The following is an 18,186-nucleotide window of genomic DNA, read 5'->3' as shown; positions in this document are numbered from 1 at the left end:
CAAAGAATCATTACAAATCAGCACAATCAGCGTACCTGCCCAGCAGATCTGCGTTCCATGCAACGTATCTACAACTCAAACCACTCCTCCACCGGAAGTTCAAACCTATCTTCCAATGCATTTGATGTATGCACAAACTCATTCGTCGCAGCAATATAATCGTAGTCCTTGGCCCATTCTTTATGATTTTTTGCTAGTGCCTTTAAACTTTTACAGAAATAAACCGCTTCTTCAGTAGCTGTTGTAGGATGAATAGACATCCGGATCCAACCTGGCTTACGCAGCAATTCTCCTAAAGAAATCTCCTGAGTCAACGCATTAGAAGTCTCCACATCTACATGCAATAAAAAGTGACCATAAGTACCCGCACAACTGCAACCACCTCGGGTCTGGATTCCGAAACGATCATTCAAGATTTTAACGCCTAAATTATAATGCAAATCATCAATATAAAAGGAAATCACACCCAAACGATCTTGGTGCTGTCCAGCTAGAATATTTATATTATCAACCGGGCTCAATTCACTAAAAATATAGTCGATGAGTTCATGCTCACGTTCTAACATTTTATCAACGCCCATCTGCTCTTTCAGTTTAATCGCCAACGCAGTTTTTATGGTTTGTAAAAACCCTGGCGTACCACCATCTTCGCGATCTTCAATATTGTCAATATATTTATGCTCTCCCCACGGATTGGTCCAACTGACGGTACCTCCACCCGGACTGTCTGGAATCATATTTTTATACAATTTCTTATTGAAAATCAACACCCCTGAGGTACCAGGACCTCCCAAAAACTTGTGCGGTGAAAAGAAAATGCCGTCTAAGGCTTTATCTTCATCTTCTGGATGCATATTAATATCCACATAAGGCGCTGAACAGGCAAAATCCACAAAACACACCCCGCCATGTTGATGCATCAGTTTTGCAATCTCGTGATAGGGGGTTTGGATGCCTGTAACGTTAGAGCCGCCCACTACGGAAGCAATTTTAATTGGTCGCTCCTCATATTTCTTAAGCAGTTCTTGTAAATTTTCCATACAAAACAAACCGTCTTCTCCTGGTGGAATCACCTCAACTTTAGCAATGGTTTCCAACCAAGATGTTTGATTGGAATGGTGTTCCATATGTGTAATAAACACAACAGGTCTCATTTCATCAGGAACTGTGGTATGCTTCTGCAAGTTTTCCGGGACTTTTAAGCCTAAAATGCGTTGCAATTTATTAATAGCTTCCGTCATGCCGCTGCCACAGCATATCAAAACATCATCAGCATTACTGTTCACATGATCTTTAATGATGTGTTTTGCTTTATGGTACGCCTTGGTCATTGCTGTTCCTGATACTGTAGTCTCCGTATGGGTGTTCGCAACATACGGTCCAAAATCATTCATCAACTTTTCTTCAATAGGTCTGTACAAACGACCAGAAGCTGTCCAATCTGTATAGATGATCTTCTGCTTTCCGTAAGGCGTCATAAATTCTTGATCAACCCCAATGATGTGCTGCCTGAACTGCTGAAAATACACTTCAAGTTCGGTTGTCTTCGCTGTTATATGTGTTGAAATCATTTAGTTTACAATTTTCAATTCTATGTGTTCCTGCTAAAATGCAGATCCTTTTCATTCGTTAATTGTGCGATGCGTACTTAAGCTCATCACTAGTAAAACGAATTTCATTTTACTAAATATTTGCAATGGTCCTAATTTCAGAAATAATCTTATCGCCCAAGGCATCCGCTTCTTCTTGTGAAGGCGCTTCCGTGTAAATTCGGATGATTGGCTCCGTATTACTCTTGCGCAAATGGACCCAACTGTTACTGAAATCTATTTTAACCCCATCAATAGTGGTTAAATTTTCGTTTTGGTACCGCTCTTCCATTTTTGCCAAAATACCATCCACATCCATTCCAGGCGTCAGTTCTATCTTCTTTTTACCCATAAAATAATTAGGATACGTTGCTCTCAATTCACTGGTAGTCATTTTATTTTCGGCCAACAGACTTAAAAATAGTGCTACCCCAACAAGGGCATCACGACCGTAATGAAGTTCAGGATAAATAATTCCTCCGTTACCTTCACCGCCGATAATGGCGTTGTTTTTCTTCATGAGTTCCACAACATTCACCTCTCCTACCGCGCTCGCCTCATAAGTACCACCGTGCTTTTCAGTAATATCTCTCAACGCTCTGGTTGAACTCATATTACTTACGGTGTTCCCTGGGGTTTTGCTCAATACATAATCGGCACAAGCCACCAAGGTATATTCTTCACCAAAAATTTCTCCTTTTTCGTCCATAAACGCTAAACGGTCTACATCTGGATCCACCACAATACCTAAATCGGCATTTTCTTTAACTACCTCAGCAGCTAAATCGTATAAATGTTCTTTTAAAGGTTCTGGATTGTGGGGGAATTGACCGTTAGGCTCACAAAATAATTTGATGGTATGCACACCCAAACGTTCCAATAATAAGGGGATAGCAATGCCTCCTGTAGAATTGACACCATCTACAACTACTGTAAATTGCGCTTCTTCAATGGCTTTTTTATTGACTAAAGGCATCTTTAACACCTCATCAATATGAATATCAATATAGGCTTCGTTTTTTGTAATTTTTCCAAGGTAATCTACTTCTGCAAATATCATGTCGCCCGCTTCAGCGATTTCTAAAATCTTGGCGCCTTCTTCACCATTTAAAAATTCGCCTTTCGCATTCAAAAGCTTTAAAGCGTTCCATTGTTTAGGGTTATGGCTTGCCGTTAAGATAATTCCACCATCCGCATGCTCCATTGGCACCGCAACCTCAACCGTTGGGGTGGTTGACAACCCCAGGTCAATCACATGAATGCCCATACCCACCAAGGTGTTCATCACCAAGTTTTGAATCATTTCTCCAGAAATACGCGCATCACGTCCAACCACAACCCGATAGTTGTCTTTGTGGCGTTGTTGCTTTAACCACACACCATAAGCTGATGCAAATTTTACGGCATCAATTGGCGTTAAATTATCGCCTACCTTACCTCCAATGGTTCCTCGTATTCCAGAAATTGATTTTATGAGTGTCATAATGTGTTTTTTAAAGTGAAAAGCAAATATACAATTACAATCTTGGATATCTAAATTGCAATTCCGTAAATTAGACCAATGAATTTTTTAGCCCACATTTATCTTTCAGGAGACAACACTTCAATTACCATTGGCAATTTTATAGCAGACGGCATTAAAGGGAAGCGGTACGCAAAATATCCTAAAGATATTCAAATTGGTATCCTGCTCCATCGTGAAATTGACACTTTTACAGATGCACATCCTACCGTTAGATTGAGTACCAAAAGGCTTCATGAAAATTACAGCCACTACAGCGGCGTGATTGTAGATATTTTATACGATCATTTTTTGGCTAAAAATTGGTCGCGCTATTCAGATACACCATTAGAGCTTTATATTGAAAACTTTTACGAAGACTTGAAAGCAAATTTCACCATCCTGCCCGTACGGATTCAGAAAATGATGCCCTATATGATTGCAGATAATTGGTTATTGAGCTACGCTAAGATTGAAGGCATTCAAAAAGTACTAAATGGCATGAACCGTCGTACCAACAATATTTCAGGAATGAACAAAGCTACAGACGAACTTCAGGAGTTTTATGAAGAGTTTGAAGAAGAATTCACCGTTTTTTTTGAAGAACTGCGTGCTTTTTCTAAAGAGAAACTAGCCGAATTGCAACACTTGTACGCTTTAGAATAGTTATCATTCCCGTAAAATTTATCATGAGTGTCCGGTAGAAAAGGCAAAAAGTTTACAAACCCCATTAAAGCATGACTTGGTACGAGATCTTAAAAATGACGCCTTGCTTATTGAAACCCATCTCATTTAGAGCGATTGGGCAAATTTAATTTAGAATAACGATTGTTTATCAGTTAGTTATAATCAAATTTTTGTTCTTGTCTCGAGCTATCGGGACTATAAGCGCAGGGGTCTTAATTCTTATCGAACAATAATTAAAAACAATAAATAACAAAACACCTATATCAGTGGCCAAACCTAAAAAAATTCTTAAAATAATCGCTGGAGTAATTGTCTTCTTTACGTTACCCACCTTGCTGCTTTTCGGTTTTGTATATTTCAAATACGATGAAGATTTACCAACAGGCACCAAAGGTGCACCCGCAGAACAATTAGCAAGCACGATGCTCAATGCTTTGGATCATGAAGCCTATAAAAAAACTAATTATTTAGAATGGACCTTTAAAAAACGCCATCATTTTAAATGGAATAAAGCAGAAAACACCTGCGAGGTCTATTGGAAAGATTATAAAGTCAATTTAGATTTGAATGCTACTTCAAAAAGTGAAGTCTTTCAAAATGAGCAAAAAATTGAAGGTAACGATGCTCACGACCTCATTGAAAAAGCCCTTTCCTATTTTAACAACGATTCGTTTTGGGTAGTGGCACCTTACAAGGTTTTTGATTTTGGTACGGAACGCAGTGTGGTAACCTTGGAAAATGGATCGGAAGCACTTTTAGTAACCTATAAATCTGGAGGTACCACACCTGGAGATTCCTATTTATGGCATTTGGATGCCTCAGGGAAACCTGAAAGTTTTCAAATGTGGGTAGACATTTTACCTATTGGCGGATTGGAAACGTCCTGGACCGATTGGACTACTACAGCATCTGGAGCCAACCTGCCCACCTTCCATAAATTTTTAGTCTTCGGAATAGAAATTACAGATCTTGTTGCCGAATAAAAGTGCTTTCAATTGAAATGGTTCATGAAGGAATTTAATAATAGAGGATAATTTCCCCCTCATTTATTTAACAAAACTCTAAATATCAACTGCTTTATTTTTTACACCATTATCTGTACCTTTGCAAACTTATCTGTAAATCAGGTGAGATTGCACTACTATGAGTAAATTTGAAGATACAATTGAGGTTCAAGGCGCACGCGTTCACAACCTAAAAAATATAGATGTTACCATTCCTAGAGAGAAACTTGTAGTCATTACAGGATTGTCCGGTAGTGGTAAATCGTCCTTGGCTTTTGACACAATTTATGCGGAAGGTCAGCGTCGCTATATCGAGACCTTTTCAGCCTATGCACGTCAATTTTTGGGAGGTTTGGAACGCCCTGATGTGGATAAAATTGATGGCCTTTCTCCAGTGATCGCTATAGAACAAAAAACAACTAGCAAGTCCCCACGGTCTACAGTTGGCACCATTACTGAAATTTATGATTTTTTACGTTTGCTTTACGCCCGGGCGAGTGACGCTTATAGCTATAACACTGGCGAGAAAATGGTGAGTTATACCGATGAGCAGATCAAAAGTTTGATCAAAGAAAGTTTTAACGGCAAACGTATCAATATTTTGGCGCCAGTCGTACGTTCGCGTAAAGGCCATTACCGCGAATTGTTTGAACAAATTGCCAAGCAAGGCTTTGTAAAAGTTCGCGCAGATGGTGAGGTGAAAGATTTGGTGAAAGGCATGAAATTGGACCGTTACAAAATGCACGACATTGAAATTGTCATTGATCGTCTTAAAATTGACAATACGGTGGACAATGAAAAACGCCTTACTGAAACGATTAATACAGCCATGTATCATGGTGATGACGTGTTGATGATCCTCGATCAAGACACCGATGAAACTCGCTATTTTAGTAGAAGTTTGATGTGTCCTAAGTCTGGGATTTCCTATCCGAATCCAGAACCGAATAACTTCTCGTTCAACTCACCAAAAGGTGCCTGTCCTAAATGTAACGGTATTGGCAAACTTTATCAAGTCAATGATAAGAAAATAATCCCTGATGAGAGTCTATCCATAAAAGGAGGCGCTTTGGCACCTCATGGACCTTATAAAAACAGTTGGATTTTTAAGCAATTTGAAACCATTGCCCAACGGTTTAATTTTCAATTGACCGATGCTTATAAGGACATTCCTGAAGAGGCAAAAAAAATGATCTTATACGGTGGTAACGAAAAATTTTCTTTAGAAAGCAAGACTTTAGGCGTTACCCGCGATTATAAAATTGACTTTGAAGGAGTGGCCAATTTTATAGAAAATCAATTTACCACGGCAGAAACCACGTCTTTAAAGCGTTGGGCCAAAGAGTATATGGATAAAGTGGAGTGTGATGCTTGTCACGGTTCACGCTTGCGTCAAGAATCGCTTTATTTTAAGGTCAACGGACTCAATATTGCCGAATTGGCCAATAAAGACATAGTGGATTTGGCCAACTGGTTTGCGGATCTTACACCCCAATTATCTGACAAACAACTCAAAATTTCAGAAGAAATCATTAAAGAAATCAGAACCCGCCTGCAGTTTTTATTGGATGTTGGTCTGGAATATTTATCATTGAACAGAAGTTCAAAATCACTTTCAGGCGGAGAAGCGCAACGCATTAGATTGGCAACCCAAATAGGTTCACAACTGGTAGGCGTCCTTTATATCTTGGATGAACCTAGTATTGGTTTGCACCAGCGGGACAATGAAAAATTGATAAAATCGTTGATTGCCCTTCGTGATATTGGTAATTCGGTAATTGTGGTTGAGCATGATAAAGACATGATTGAATGTGCAGATTATGTCATTGATATCGGACCAAAGGCCGGTAAATACGGTGGCGAAATTATTAGTGTGGGCACACCAGATGAATTAAAAACGCACCACACCTTGACGGCCGACTATCTTAATGGCACCAAACAGATTGAAGTCCCTCAAACACGTCGTAAAGGCAACGGGAAATTTTTAGAACTGAAAGGCTGTACGGGTAACAACCTTAAAAATGTATCGGTTAAATTTCCTTTGGGCAAAATGATTGGTGTGACCGGTGTCTCAGGGAGCGGAAAATCGACCTTGATTAATGAAACCCTCTACCCGATTCTTAACGCGTACTATTTTAATGGCGTTAAGAAACCAATGCCTTATAAAAGTATTAAAGGTCTGGAGCATATAGATAAAGTGATTGACATTAACCAATCGCCAATTGGACGCACACCACGAAGCAATCCGGCAACCTACACTAAAACTTTTGATGAAATTAGAAGTTTATTTGCAAAAATTCCGGAGGCGATGATCCGCGGTTACAAACCTGGGCGCTTCAGTTTTAACGTTAAAGGTGGCCGATGTGAAACCTGCCAAGGCGGTGGTTTACGGGTTATTGAAATGAATTTCCTTCCAGATGTCTATGTAGAATGTGAAACCTGCCAAGGCAAACGTTTTAACAGAGAAACTTTAGAAATTCGCTACAAGGGAAAATCCATCAGTGATGTCTTGGACATGACCATTAATGAAGCGGTTGATTTTTTTGTGCATATTCCAAAAATCCATCGGAAATTAGAAACCATCAAGGATGTAGGTTTAGGTTATATCACCTTAGGGCAACAAAGCACAACGCTTTCTGGTGGCGAAGCACAACGTATCAAATTGGCTACAGAATTGAGTAAACGCGATACCGGAAACACGTTCTATATTCTAGATGAACCCACAACCGGGCTACATTTTGAAGACATTAGGGTATTGATGAACGTTCTTAATGAATTGGTTAACAAAGGCAACACCATTTTAATTATAGAGCACAACATGGATGTCATCAAAACAATGGACCATATTATTGATGTTGGTTATGAAGGTGGTAAAGGTGGTGGACAAATAATTGTAGAAGGAACACCAGAAGTGGTGGCGCAGCACAAAAAGAGCTATACCGCCAAATTCCTGAAAAAAGAACTTGAAATTGCCAGAAAACAGGAGACTACTTAGAACGGGTCTTTATGCCGTTCACGGATAATGTTAAAAATTTATTCATATTCGCACTTCAATACAGTCAAAACTTTATTACCTTAGTATCATAACTTTAAAACTATCAATTATGAGAGGTATTCTTTGGCTTGTAGCCGTAATTTTAATCGTAGTGTGGCTTTTGGGCTTTTTAGGTGTTGTAGAAGGCATTGGAACTGGAGGACTCATACATGTTCTTTTAGTCATTGCAGTTATTGTGATTTTATACAACATTATATCAGGTCGTAAACCACTTTAAATAGTATAACACACAAAGAACTTATTATGAGGCAAATCGAAAGATTTGCCTTTTTACATTTTAGACAGCAACCGTATTAAGAGGTTCATTTAAAACGTATTGCCTACAATTTGTGCTTAAATCATTTTAAATACCAAGTGAATAGAAGTTATTATCGCAATTTCTTTTAAATTTGTGTGTTTTGGCAGTTCTCAGGGTAAGGATTCTGATTGAAAAAAAGCCATCGCTACACCATAAAATAATACACTTTATAATACAAAAAATGAGATTAGAAAAACACAGTAAAGCTTGGAATGCAATAAAGACAAATGATTCTTGGGCCATTTTTAAAATAATGGGTGAGTTTGTTAATGGATATGAAAAATTGAGCAAAATTGGACCATGTGTGTCTATTTTTGGTTCAGCACGTACCAAGCCAGATCATAAATATTACAAATTGGCAGAAGAGGTTGCCAAAAAAATAGTAGAACACGGTTATGGTGTCATTACCGGTGGTGGTCCTGGAATTATGGAAGCAGGAAATAAAGGCGCTCATATTGCAGGCGGGACCTCTGTAGGATTAAACATCGATCTTCCTTTTGAACAACATGACAACCCGTATATTGATGGCGATAAAAGCTTAGACTTTGACTACTTCTTCGTTAGAAAAGTCATGTTTGTAAAATATTCTCAAGGTTTCGTGGTAATGCCAGGAGGTTTTGGAACCTTAGATGAATTATTTGAAGCCATTACATTAATTCAGACCAACAAAATTGAAAAATTCCCGATCATTCTAGTAGGAACTGAATTTTGGTCCGGTCTTTTAGAATGGGTACAAACAACCCTATTAGATTCTTTTGCCAACATTAGTGACAAAGATTTAGACCTCGTACATTTGGTAGACACTCCTGATGAAGTCATTGAAATTCTTGATGCCTTCTACAAGGAATTTGAATTGAGTCCTAATTTTTAAAGCCATAGTCTTTTTAGAGTATAGAAACCAGTATTTTTAACTTACATAATTCACTTTAGAGCACATTCTTCATGAAATTTAAAATGTGCTCTAAATTTTAAGAAAAAAAGTACTGGATGTTCTAGACATTTTTCACAAATTACTCCCATCAAAAAAACCCGAAACACTTTTAATACGATATATATAATTGAGAGTTCAGGTTTATGCGCATCTTTAAGCAAAAAACCGGTCCATTCAAAAGCATTTTAAACCTAAAGTCGTTATAGCATATTGACCAAGTATATCCTTTTTAGTATCATCCTATTGTGTTCCGCAATTATGTCTGGTCAGAATGAGATCAGCATTGATGCCCAATTCAACATGGCCAATAGGAGCGCCAAAGTATCGGAAACTATTCGTTATCAAAACAATTCACAAGACACTTTAAAAACCATCTATCTTAACGATTGGAATAACAGTTTTTCAACCAAACGCACCCCTTTAGCAGATCGGTTTACAGAAGAGTACAGCACCAAATTCCACTTTGCCAAAAACGAGATGCGAGGCTTTACAAACATCACGTCTATAAAAGCGACTAATGGAGACGAATTAATCAATAACAGATTAAAATTGTACCCAGATGTTATTGAAGTGCAACTCACGGAGCCTTTACCACCAAACCAATCTTACCATATTCAATTATTTTATAATTTACAGTTTCCTGACCATACGTTTACAGATTATGGGGTAACGGACAGTAATGAGTTCAATTTAAAATATTGGTACATCACGCCTGCCGTTTATGATGGCGTATGGCATTACTACAGCAATAAAAATCTCGATGATTTATTTGTACCTAAGGCTACCGTCAATTTCAAGTTAGAATTCCCAAAAAATTACGGCTTGTTTTCTGAGTTGGACATTCAAAACATCACCCAGAATGACAGTACGCAAACCTTCCACCTCTATGGTAAAGATCGTGTGGACAGTAAATTATATCTCAACAAATTTCCAAAATTCAATTTTGTACAGACTGATAATTTCACGGTCATCACCAATATCGAAACCGAAGGGATCACCCCAACGGATCGCGCTATCATCACCGATAAAATAACCAAATTCATCACTAAAAACCTTGGTCCCTATCCGCACAATTATTTATTGGTCACGGATATTGAATATCGAAAGGACCCACTTTATGGCATCAATCAACTCCCTAAATTTATTAATCCTTTCCCTGGAAATTTACAATATGAACTCAAACTTTTAAAAACCACTTTAAAAAATTATTTGAACAACACCGTAGTCGTAAACCCGCGTAAAGACTATTGGCTTAAAGATGGTATTCAGATATATTATTTGATGAAATATGTTAAAGAACAATATCCGGACCTAAAATTATTGGGCACCTTATCTGATTTTTGGGGCGTGCGGTCGTTTCATGCCGCTGATGTCGATTTTAACGAACAATACAATCTCTATTTTATGCAGATGGCGCGCACCAATAGAGATCAGGCATTGACCACCGCAAAAGATTCACTTTTAAAATTTAATGCCAATATTGCTGGAAAGTACAAAGCGGGTATCGGCCTTAAATATTTAGATGATTTTGTGAACGCCGATGTGCTCGAAAAAACCATTCAACAATACGTTCAGAAGGCTGTTTCAGAACCAACCACGCTTTCGGATTTTGAAAGTTTACTAAAACAAAACACTGATAAAGACGTCGATTGGTTTTTTTCTGATTATATCAACAGTAACAAAAAAATAGATTTCAGAATCAAGGATATAATCAAGACCAAAGATTCTGTGACCTTCACCATCAAAAACAAAAGAAACAACGATGTGCCCATTTCGCTCTTTACGTTAAAACACGACTCGATACTCTCAAAACAGTGGATTGAGCATGTTAAAGGCTCAAAAACCTTGACCATTCCGCACCATGACGCCACAAAGTTGGTATTGAATTACGATAATACCATTCCGGAATACAACCTGAGAGACAATTGGAAATCTTTACAAGGCTGGTTTTTCAACAATAAACCCTTACAATTTAGGTTGTTTAAAGACATTGAAGACCCCAATTACAATCAGGTATTTTTGATGCCTTTAGTGGAGTTTAACAATATTTACGACGGACTTACCTTAGGGGCTAAAATGTACAACAAGACCCTCCTGATGAAAAATTTTAGTTATAAGCTGTCCCCAAAATATTCCTTCAATTCTAAAACCCTAACTGGCGGTGCTAGTGGCGTCTATACACAACATGTTGAAAACAGAAATTTATTCCGCATCAATTACGGCCTTGGTGGCAGCTACTCCTCTTTTGCTGAAAATGCCTTTGTCACACTCATTAGTCCGAGTGTATCCTTCTATTTTAGAGATAAAGATAATTACAGATCCAACAAATTGAGCTATCTGAATTTTCGATATCTGGACATTTCCCGTACCAACAATAATTCGTTGCTCACCGTAACGAATCCGGATTATAGTGTCTTCAACATAAGGTATGTAAACGCACATACAGATTTGATTGACTATTCAAAGTTCTACTACGATTTTCAAGCGGCCGAAAAATTCGGGAAACTCTCCGTCAATTATGAATGGCGAAAACTTACAGAAAATAACCGTCAGTTTAACTTCCGCTTTTTTGCGGGTAGCTTCCTCTATAATAAAACTGACGAGAATTCAGATTATTTCAGTTTTGCATTAGACCGTCCAACAGATTATTTGTTTGATTATAACTATTTAGGGCGCTCAGAAGCGTCTGGTATTTTTAGTCAGCAAATCATCATTGCAGAAGGCGGCTTTAAATCGAAGTTAGATCCGTCTTTTGCAAATCAATGGATGACTACGGTAAACGTCAGCACCACCTTATGGCGCTATATTGAAGCCTATGGGGATATTGGATTGGTCAAGAACAGGTCCATAAATCCTGAATTTGTGTATGATTCTGGGATCAGGCTCAATTTGGTGACTGATTATTTTGAACTCTACTTCCCAATTTATTCCAATTTGGGCTGGGAGGTTGATGAACCTAATTACAGCCAACGCATTCGCATTAAATTCACACTGGATCCTCAGGCACTTTTGGGACTTTTTAGACGTAGATGGTATTGATCTATAGCGCTTACCAAGAAATTTTAGAATCACTCCTACCCCACATCAATTCCACGTTTAATTAATAGAAATTCATTGGGCTTATCTTTTTAAAATTATGTAGTTTAGTCTTTTTGTGTTTTAAACTATAAATAATGACAAGATCCTTTTTCTTTAGTATCCTTTTTTCAGCATTGTTCATCAACGTCTACGCGCAACAGAGCGATCTATCCGTTGAAAAAATTATGCAAGATCCTCAATGGATGGGCACCTTCCCTTCAAATATCAAATGGGATCAAAACAGCAGCGCTATTTATTTTGATTACAATAAGGATGGTGATCCTGCAGACTCTTTATACCGCATTCGGTTAAAAAATTCTAAAAGCATAGAAAAGGTAAGCTGGACAGAAGAAAAAGACACTGATTTTGCCAGAGGCACGTACAATAAAGCACAGACAAAGAAGGTATATGCCAAAAGCAATACCCTTGTTCTTTTTGATATCAAATCTGGCAAAGAGACAGAAGTATTGCAAATGCCAAAAAACATCAGCAATCCGGTGTTTTTAGCAAACGAAGATTGGATTGCCTTTGAAATTGAGCATAATGCCTATGTGTATTCACAAGAAAGCGGTGTTTTAAAAAAACTGACCCAAATCCAAACGGGAGAAGAACCTAAAAAGAAAGAGACAAAGTCATCAGATAAAGCCTCTTTTTTAGAAGAAGAAAATCTCAAGTTACTGAGTGTGGTTAAAGAACGTGAAGACAAGAAGGAAACTTCAAAACAACTAAGAGACGCGCGCAAAGACAAAGAGCTGTTTACGTATTATGCCGGAGACCGTCAAATCATGAACTTACAAGTCTCTCCAGACGCCAAATATGTGACCTTTACACTTTATGATCGCGGTAAGAGTGACAATACGATTGTTCCAAATTATATTGATGCCTCCAGTTATACTAAAGATTTAAATACCCGCTCCAAAGTAGGAGCTGATGAAACCAAAGTAGAATTGGCCGTCTATAATATTGAAAAAGATACGGTGTATACGGCTAATACCAGCACCTTACCAGGCATCAAAGATTTACCGGATTATGTAAAAGACTATCCTGACAAAGAATGGGAAGAAAAAGAACGCGAGGTCATCAGTTCTCAAGCGTATTTTTCTGATAACGGCCAACACGCTATCGTCAATGTGCGTTCCAAAGACAACAAAGACCGTTGGATTGCCAAAATGGATTTAAGTACTGGTGAACTTACCAATTTAGATAGGCAACGCGATGAAGCATGGATTGCTGGACCTGGAATTGGCTGGACCATGAGCGGCGGTACGATGGGATGGTTACCAGATAACAAACATATTTACTTCCAATCTGAAGCCACAGGTTATTCTCATTTATACCTATTGGATGTCAACAATGGCAATAAAAAAGCCTTGACTTCGGGTAATTATGAGATTTTTGACCCATTTATCTCCAAAGACAAAAAAAATTGGTATTTAACTACTTCTAAAGTAGGTCCAGATGAAAGACATTTCTATAAGATGCCATTAATGGGCGGAAAAATGGAGCAACTCACAAGTAGGACCGGTAATAATGATGTGAGCCTGTCTCCAGATGAAAAGCATTTGGCCATTCTTCATTCTTACAGCAATCAACCATGGGAACTCTATTACAAAAAGAATGCGTCAAAAGCAGAAGCGGTGCAACTGACTTCTGGACAATCTGAAGATTTTAAATCTTATAATTGGAGAGATCCGCAACTGATTACCTTTAAAGCAGAAGATGGTGTCCAAGTTCCGGCACGGCTATATGTGCCTGAATCTTCAGTAAAAAACAATGCCGCGGTAATTTTTGTTCATGGCGCTGGTTATTTACAGAATGTCCATAAATGGTGGTCGTCGTATTTTAGAGAATACATGTTTCATAATTTGCTGACAGATTTGGGATACACGGTTATAGATATTGATTATCGTGGCAGTGCAGGATACGGTAGAGATTGGCGTACGGGAATTTACAGACATATGGGCGGTAAAGACTTATCTGACCAAGTGGACGGTGCTGAATATTTAATCGAAAATTATGGTATAGACAAAGAAAAAATCGGCATATACGGTGGCAGCTACGGAGGTTTCATCACTTTAATGGCGCTATTTACAGAAGCGGAAACATTTACATCTGGTGCCGCTTTAAGATCGGTTACAGATTGGGCCCATTACAACCACGGGTATACCTCCAACATATTAAATGAGCCATTCAATGACCCTATTGCCTATGAACGCTCCTCGCCTATATACTTTGCTGAAGGTTTGGAAGGCAATTTACTGATCGCTCACGGCATGGTAGATGTGAATGTGCATTTCCAGGATGTGGTGCGACTTTCACAACGTCTGATTGAATTGGGCAAGGACAATTGGGAAATGGCCGTTTACCCAGCAGAAGACCATGGCTTTGTTGAACCGAGTAGTTGGACAGATGAATACAAGCGCATCCTAAAACTCTTCAATGCGACCCTTTTAAAGAAATAAAATCATTAACAACTTAATTATCAGCACTTGACACACAGACTTATAGCGTGTTAAGAACTGGTAATTAAACGCTGGTTCAACCCTTCAACACGAATTTCAATTGCAAAACTTGTCTGTTTTGACTACTTTTGCAATATCTAAAAAGCACATCATGCAGACAAGTCCTAAAACTACTACCGATATATCTTTTGAAGAATTTCAATCCGAAATTCTCAGTGATTACAAAATAGCCATGACGAGTAGAGAGTGTAGTTTACTTGGAAGAAGAGAGGTATTGACCGGAAAGGCTAAATTCGGGATTTTTGGAGATGGTAAAGAAGTGCCACAGTTGGCATGGGCGAAAGTGTTCCAAAACGGCGATTTCCGTTCTGGTTACTACAGAGACCAAACCTTTATGATGGCCATTGGAGAACTGAGTATCCAACAGTTTTTTGCCGGTCTTTATGGCGATGCTAATATTGACAATGATCCAATGTCTGGTGGACGCCAAATGGGAGGTCATTTTGGCACCCATAGTTTGGATGATAAAGGCGATTGGAAAAATTTATTACATCAAAAAAATTCAAGTGCTGACATCTCTCCTACTGCGGGCCAAATGCCACGACTTTTAGGATTGGCACAAGCGTCAAAAATATACAGAAATGTTAGCGGCATCCACAGTCCGAAGTTTTCAGAGAATGGAAACGAAGTCGCTTGGGGTACCATAGGAAATGCAAGTACCAGCGAAGGCTTGTTTTTTGAAACGATTAACGCAGCCGGGGTATTACAAGTGCCCATGGTGGTTAGCGTTTGGGATGATGAGTATGGTATTTCGGTCCACGCTAAACATCAAACCACCAAAGAAAATATTTCAGAAATCCTAAAAGGTTTTCAAAGAGATAATGATACAAAAGGCTACGAAATCTTAAAAGTTAAGGGTTGGGATTATGTCGAGTTGGTAGAAACCTATCAGCGCGCTTCCAAAATTGCAAGAGAAGAACATGTACCAGTACTGATACATGTTGTAGAATTGACACAACCACAAGGGCATTCCACTTCAGGTTCTCACGAGCGCTACAAAAACAAAGAGCGTTTAGACTGGGAAATTGAGCACGATTGCCTCCAAAAAATGCGCGATTGGATCATCACCCACAGCATTTCAACTGAAATTGAATTGGATGCTATCGATAAAAACATCAAGAAACAAGTAAGAGAAGGCAAAAAAGCCGCTTGGGAAGCCTATCAGAATCCCATTAAGGAAGAGCAACAAGAAGCCATCCAACTGATTACTGACTTGGCTAACTCTAGCCCCAATAAGGTCTTCATTGACTACCTTGTTACTGAATTATCTAATGCTTCCGACCCTATCAGAAAAGATATTGCTTCAGCAGTTAGAAAATCATTGCGGTATGTAATTTCTGAAAATTCGGCAGCAAAAGATGCCGCACACCAATGGATTGACACCTATTTAGAAAGAATTCAACCAAAGTACAGTTCTCATTTATACAGCCAATCAAAAAAATCAGCCTTACAGATTAAGGAGGTAAAACCTACCTATGACGCATCGGCAGATGATGTAGATGGCCGATTGGTACTTCGTGATAATTTTGATGTTATTTTTAAAAAATATCCTCAAGCGTTAATTTTTGGTGAAGATGCAGGAACTATTGGCGATGTCAATCAAGGATTGGAAGGTCTTCAAGAAAAATATGGCGAACTTAGAATTGCTGATGTAGGCATACGGGAAGCCACTATTATGGGTCAGGGTATCGGCATGGCCATGCGTGGTTTGCGCCCTATTGCTGAAATCCAATATTTGGATTACATTTTATATGCTCTCCAAATTATGAGTGATGATTTGGCAACTTTACATTACAGAACCCACGGAAGACAAAAAGCCCCCGTGATTGTGCGTACTAGAGGCCACAGATTGGAAGGTATTTGGCATTCTGGCTCGCAATTGGGAGGAGTGCTGAATTTGATAAGAGGCATCCATGTTTTAGTCCCAAGAAATATGACCAAAGCTGCCGGTTTTTATAACACTCTTTTAGAAAGTGATGAGCCAGCGCTTATTATAGAATGTCTTAACGGCTACCGACTAAAAGAAAAGTTACCGACCAATTTAGGTGAATTTAAAACACCGGTTGGCGTTATTGAAACTATTAAAGAAGGAAAAGATATTACCCTAGTTTCTTATGGCTCCACCTTGCGTTTGGTAGAACAGGCGGCTAAAGAATTATTGCAAGTTGGTATCGATGCAGAAGTGATTGACGTACAATCCTTATTACCATTGGATGTAAACCATGATATTGCAAAAAGTGTTGAAAAAACGAGTCGATTGATGGTTATTGATGAAGATGTTCCTGGTGGTGCTTCGGCCTATTTGCTCAATGCAATTCTGAACACACAAAACGCCTATCAATATTTAGACAGTCAACCAAAAACACTAACAGCCCGCCCGCACAGACCAGCTTACGGCACAGATGGAGATTATTTTTCAAAACCTTCTTTAGAAGATATATTTGAAAGTGTATATGCCATGATGCACGAGGTCAGCCCTAGTGATTATCCGAAATTGAGATAATCTGTTGAAACCAAGAAGTAATTAACTAAAGATTTTTATCTTTATAATAAAATATTACTCTTGAAACTCTACTCCAATAACTATCTGATTGCATGTGGATTATTCGTGTTCCTATTTTATAGCAGTGCGTTTTCGCAAAAAGAATCAGCAAATTGGTATTTTGGCGACTTAGCGGGTTTAGATTTTAATAGTGGGGCTCCAGTAGCTTTAACTGATGGTCAATTAATAACTAAAGAAGGTTGCGCTACCATTTCAGATCCACAGGGAAATTTGTTATTTTATACTGACGGCAGCATCGTTTGGGACAGGCAGCATAACGTTATGAAAAACGGGATGGGCTTATTGGGTCACAGTTCCAGTACCATGTCTGCTTTAATTATCCCTAAACCTGGAAATTTAAATGCATATTATATTTTTACTATAGATAAACCCAGTTATTTTTTGACGAATGGTGAGCCCATTGATGGGGTCAACTATTCCGAGGTAGACATGTCATTAAATAATGGTTATGGTGGTGTTGTAGAAGCTAATAAGAACGTCCATTTAATAACCTATGATATAAATGACCCTGTTCAAAGTGAGTACAAGTCTTCTGAGAAAATTACAGCAGTTACGCATAGCGACGGAAGTACCATTTGGGTAATTACGCAATTCATTAATAAATTTTATGCCTTTAGAGTAGATGATAACGGCGTTAACGAAACACCAGTAATATCTACTGTTCCTCAATCTGTATTTCCAAGAATCAATGATATTGGTGCCAACATTTCAGCCATTGGTTATATGAAATTTTCCCCTGACGGAAAAAAATTAGCTATCGCTCATAGTGCTATATCTTTAGGGAGTCCTACAACTGGCACCAAACGTTCTGGTAAAGTTCTGTTGTATGATTTTAACAACACCACAGGCCTAATCTCTAACCAGCAAACCATTATTTCTGATACTTATCCTTATGGCATCGAGTTTTCTCCAAATTCAAAATTATTATACACCACAATTTTAAGTACATGACAAAAAA

At 38.4% G+C, this 18,186-nt stretch carries 11 protein-coding genes; 9 read left to right on the top strand and 2 right to left on the bottom strand.

Annotation, left to right across the window (positions count from 1 at the left end; all coding sequences use genetic code 11):
- Positions 1 to 68: 68 nt before the first annotated feature.
- Entirely contained in the window at positions 69 to 1,571 is a 1,503-nt protein-coding gene (locus JEM65_RS09935; RefSeq protein WP_199599021.1) for an aminotransferase class V-fold PLP-dependent enzyme, read from the bottom strand.
- A 112-nt stretch (positions 1,572 to 1,683) separates the two neighbouring features.
- Positions 1,684 to 3,072 carry a phosphoglucosamine mutase gene (gene glmM / locus JEM65_RS09930; RefSeq protein ID WP_199599020.1) on the bottom strand — a complete coding sequence of 463 codons (1,389 nt, stop codon included), beginning with the start codon at positions 3,070 to 3,072 and terminating at the stop codon, positions 1,684 to 1,686.
- Between the two features lie 78 nt (positions 3,073 to 3,150).
- Here glmM and JEM65_RS09925 point away from each other — a divergent pair, with 78 nt between their 5' ends.
- The 9 genes from JEM65_RS09925 (at position 3,151) to JEM65_RS09885 (ending at position 18,179) form a co-directional block, all read left to right on the top strand.
- Entirely contained in the window at positions 3,151 to 3,756 is a 606-nt protein-coding gene (locus JEM65_RS09925; RefSeq protein WP_199599019.1) for an ACP phosphodiesterase, read from the top strand.
- A gap of 287 nt (positions 3,757 to 4,043) precedes the next feature.
- Positions 4,044 to 4,760, top strand: coding sequence for a hypothetical protein (locus JEM65_RS09920; protein WP_233530605.1), 717 nt, complete (start codon positions 4,044 to 4,046; stop codon positions 4,758 to 4,760).
- 160 nt (positions 4,761 to 4,920) lie between these two features.
- Positions 4,921 to 7,776, top strand: coding sequence for an excinuclease ABC subunit UvrA (gene uvrA / locus JEM65_RS09915; protein WP_199599018.1), 2,856 nt, complete (start codon positions 4,921 to 4,923; stop codon positions 7,774 to 7,776).
- 109 nt (positions 7,777 to 7,885) lie between these two features.
- The gene (locus JEM65_RS09910; RefSeq protein ID WP_199599016.1) at positions 7,886 to 8,053 is read left to right on the top strand and encodes a lmo0937 family membrane protein; all 168 of its coding nucleotides are present in this window, start codon (positions 7,886 to 7,888) and stop codon (positions 8,051 to 8,053) included.
- Between the two features lie 262 nt (positions 8,054 to 8,315).
- On the top strand, positions 8,316 to 9,005 hold the full coding sequence (locus JEM65_RS09905) for a TIGR00730 family Rossman fold protein (protein ID WP_199599014.1): 690 nt from the start codon (positions 8,316 to 8,318) through the stop codon (positions 9,003 to 9,005).
- A gap of 270 nt (positions 9,006 to 9,275) precedes the next feature.
- A complete protein-coding gene (locus JEM65_RS09900) occupies positions 9,276 to 12,104 on the top strand; it encodes a metalloprotease (RefSeq protein ID WP_233530604.1) in 2,829 nt (942 codons plus the stop codon).
- Positions 12,105 to 12,238: 134 nt separating this feature from the next.
- A complete protein-coding gene (locus JEM65_RS09895) occupies positions 12,239 to 14,605 on the top strand; it encodes a S9 family peptidase (RefSeq protein ID WP_199599012.1) in 2,367 nt (788 codons plus the stop codon).
- Positions 14,606 to 14,756: 151 nt separating this feature from the next.
- Complete coding sequence (locus JEM65_RS09890) at positions 14,757 to 17,168, top strand: alpha-ketoacid dehydrogenase subunit alpha/beta (protein ID WP_199599010.1); 2,412 nt, start codon at positions 14,757 to 14,759, stop codon at positions 17,166 to 17,168.
- A 60-nt stretch (positions 17,169 to 17,228) separates the two neighbouring features.
- A complete protein-coding gene (locus tag JEM65_RS09885) occupies positions 17,229 to 18,179 on the top strand; it encodes a hypothetical protein (protein WP_199599008.1) in 951 nt (316 codons plus the stop codon).
- The last annotated feature ends 7 nt before the right edge of the window (positions 18,180 to 18,186 follow it).

It is taken from the genome of Gelidibacter salicanalis, assembly GCF_016469035.1.
In the GTDB taxonomy this organism is placed as follows: Bacteria; Bacteroidota; Bacteroidia; order Flavobacteriales; family Flavobacteriaceae; genus Gelidibacter; species Gelidibacter salicanalis_A.
This window is presented reverse-complemented; position numbering and strand designations above follow the sequence as displayed.

Coding starts and splice junctions, on each gene's coding strand:
- JEM65_RS09910 (WP_199599016.1), top strand. CDS start 7,886: ATGAGAGGTATTCTTTGGCTTGTAGCCGTAATTTTAATCGTAGTGTGG.
- glmM (WP_199599020.1), bottom strand. CDS start 3,072: ATGACACTCATAAAATCAATTTCTGGAATACGAGGAACCATTGGAGGT.
- JEM65_RS09895 (WP_199599012.1), top strand. CDS start 12,239: ATGACAAGATCCTTTTTCTTTAGTATCCTTTTTTCAGCATTGTTCATC.
- JEM65_RS09890 (WP_199599010.1), top strand. CDS start 14,757: ATGCAGACAAGTCCTAAAACTACTACCGATATATCTTTTGAAGAATTT.
- uvrA (WP_199599018.1), top strand. CDS start 4,921: ATGAGTAAATTTGAAGATACAATTGAGGTTCAAGGCGCACGCGTTCAC.
- JEM65_RS09935 (WP_199599021.1), bottom strand. CDS start 1,571: ATGATTTCAACACATATAACAGCGAAGACAACCGAACTTGAAGTGTAT.
- JEM65_RS09925 (WP_199599019.1), top strand. CDS start 3,151: ATGAATTTTTTAGCCCACATTTATCTTTCAGGAGACAACACTTCAATT.
- JEM65_RS09905 (WP_199599014.1), top strand. CDS start 8,316: ATGAGATTAGAAAAACACAGTAAAGCTTGGAATGCAATAAAGACAAAT.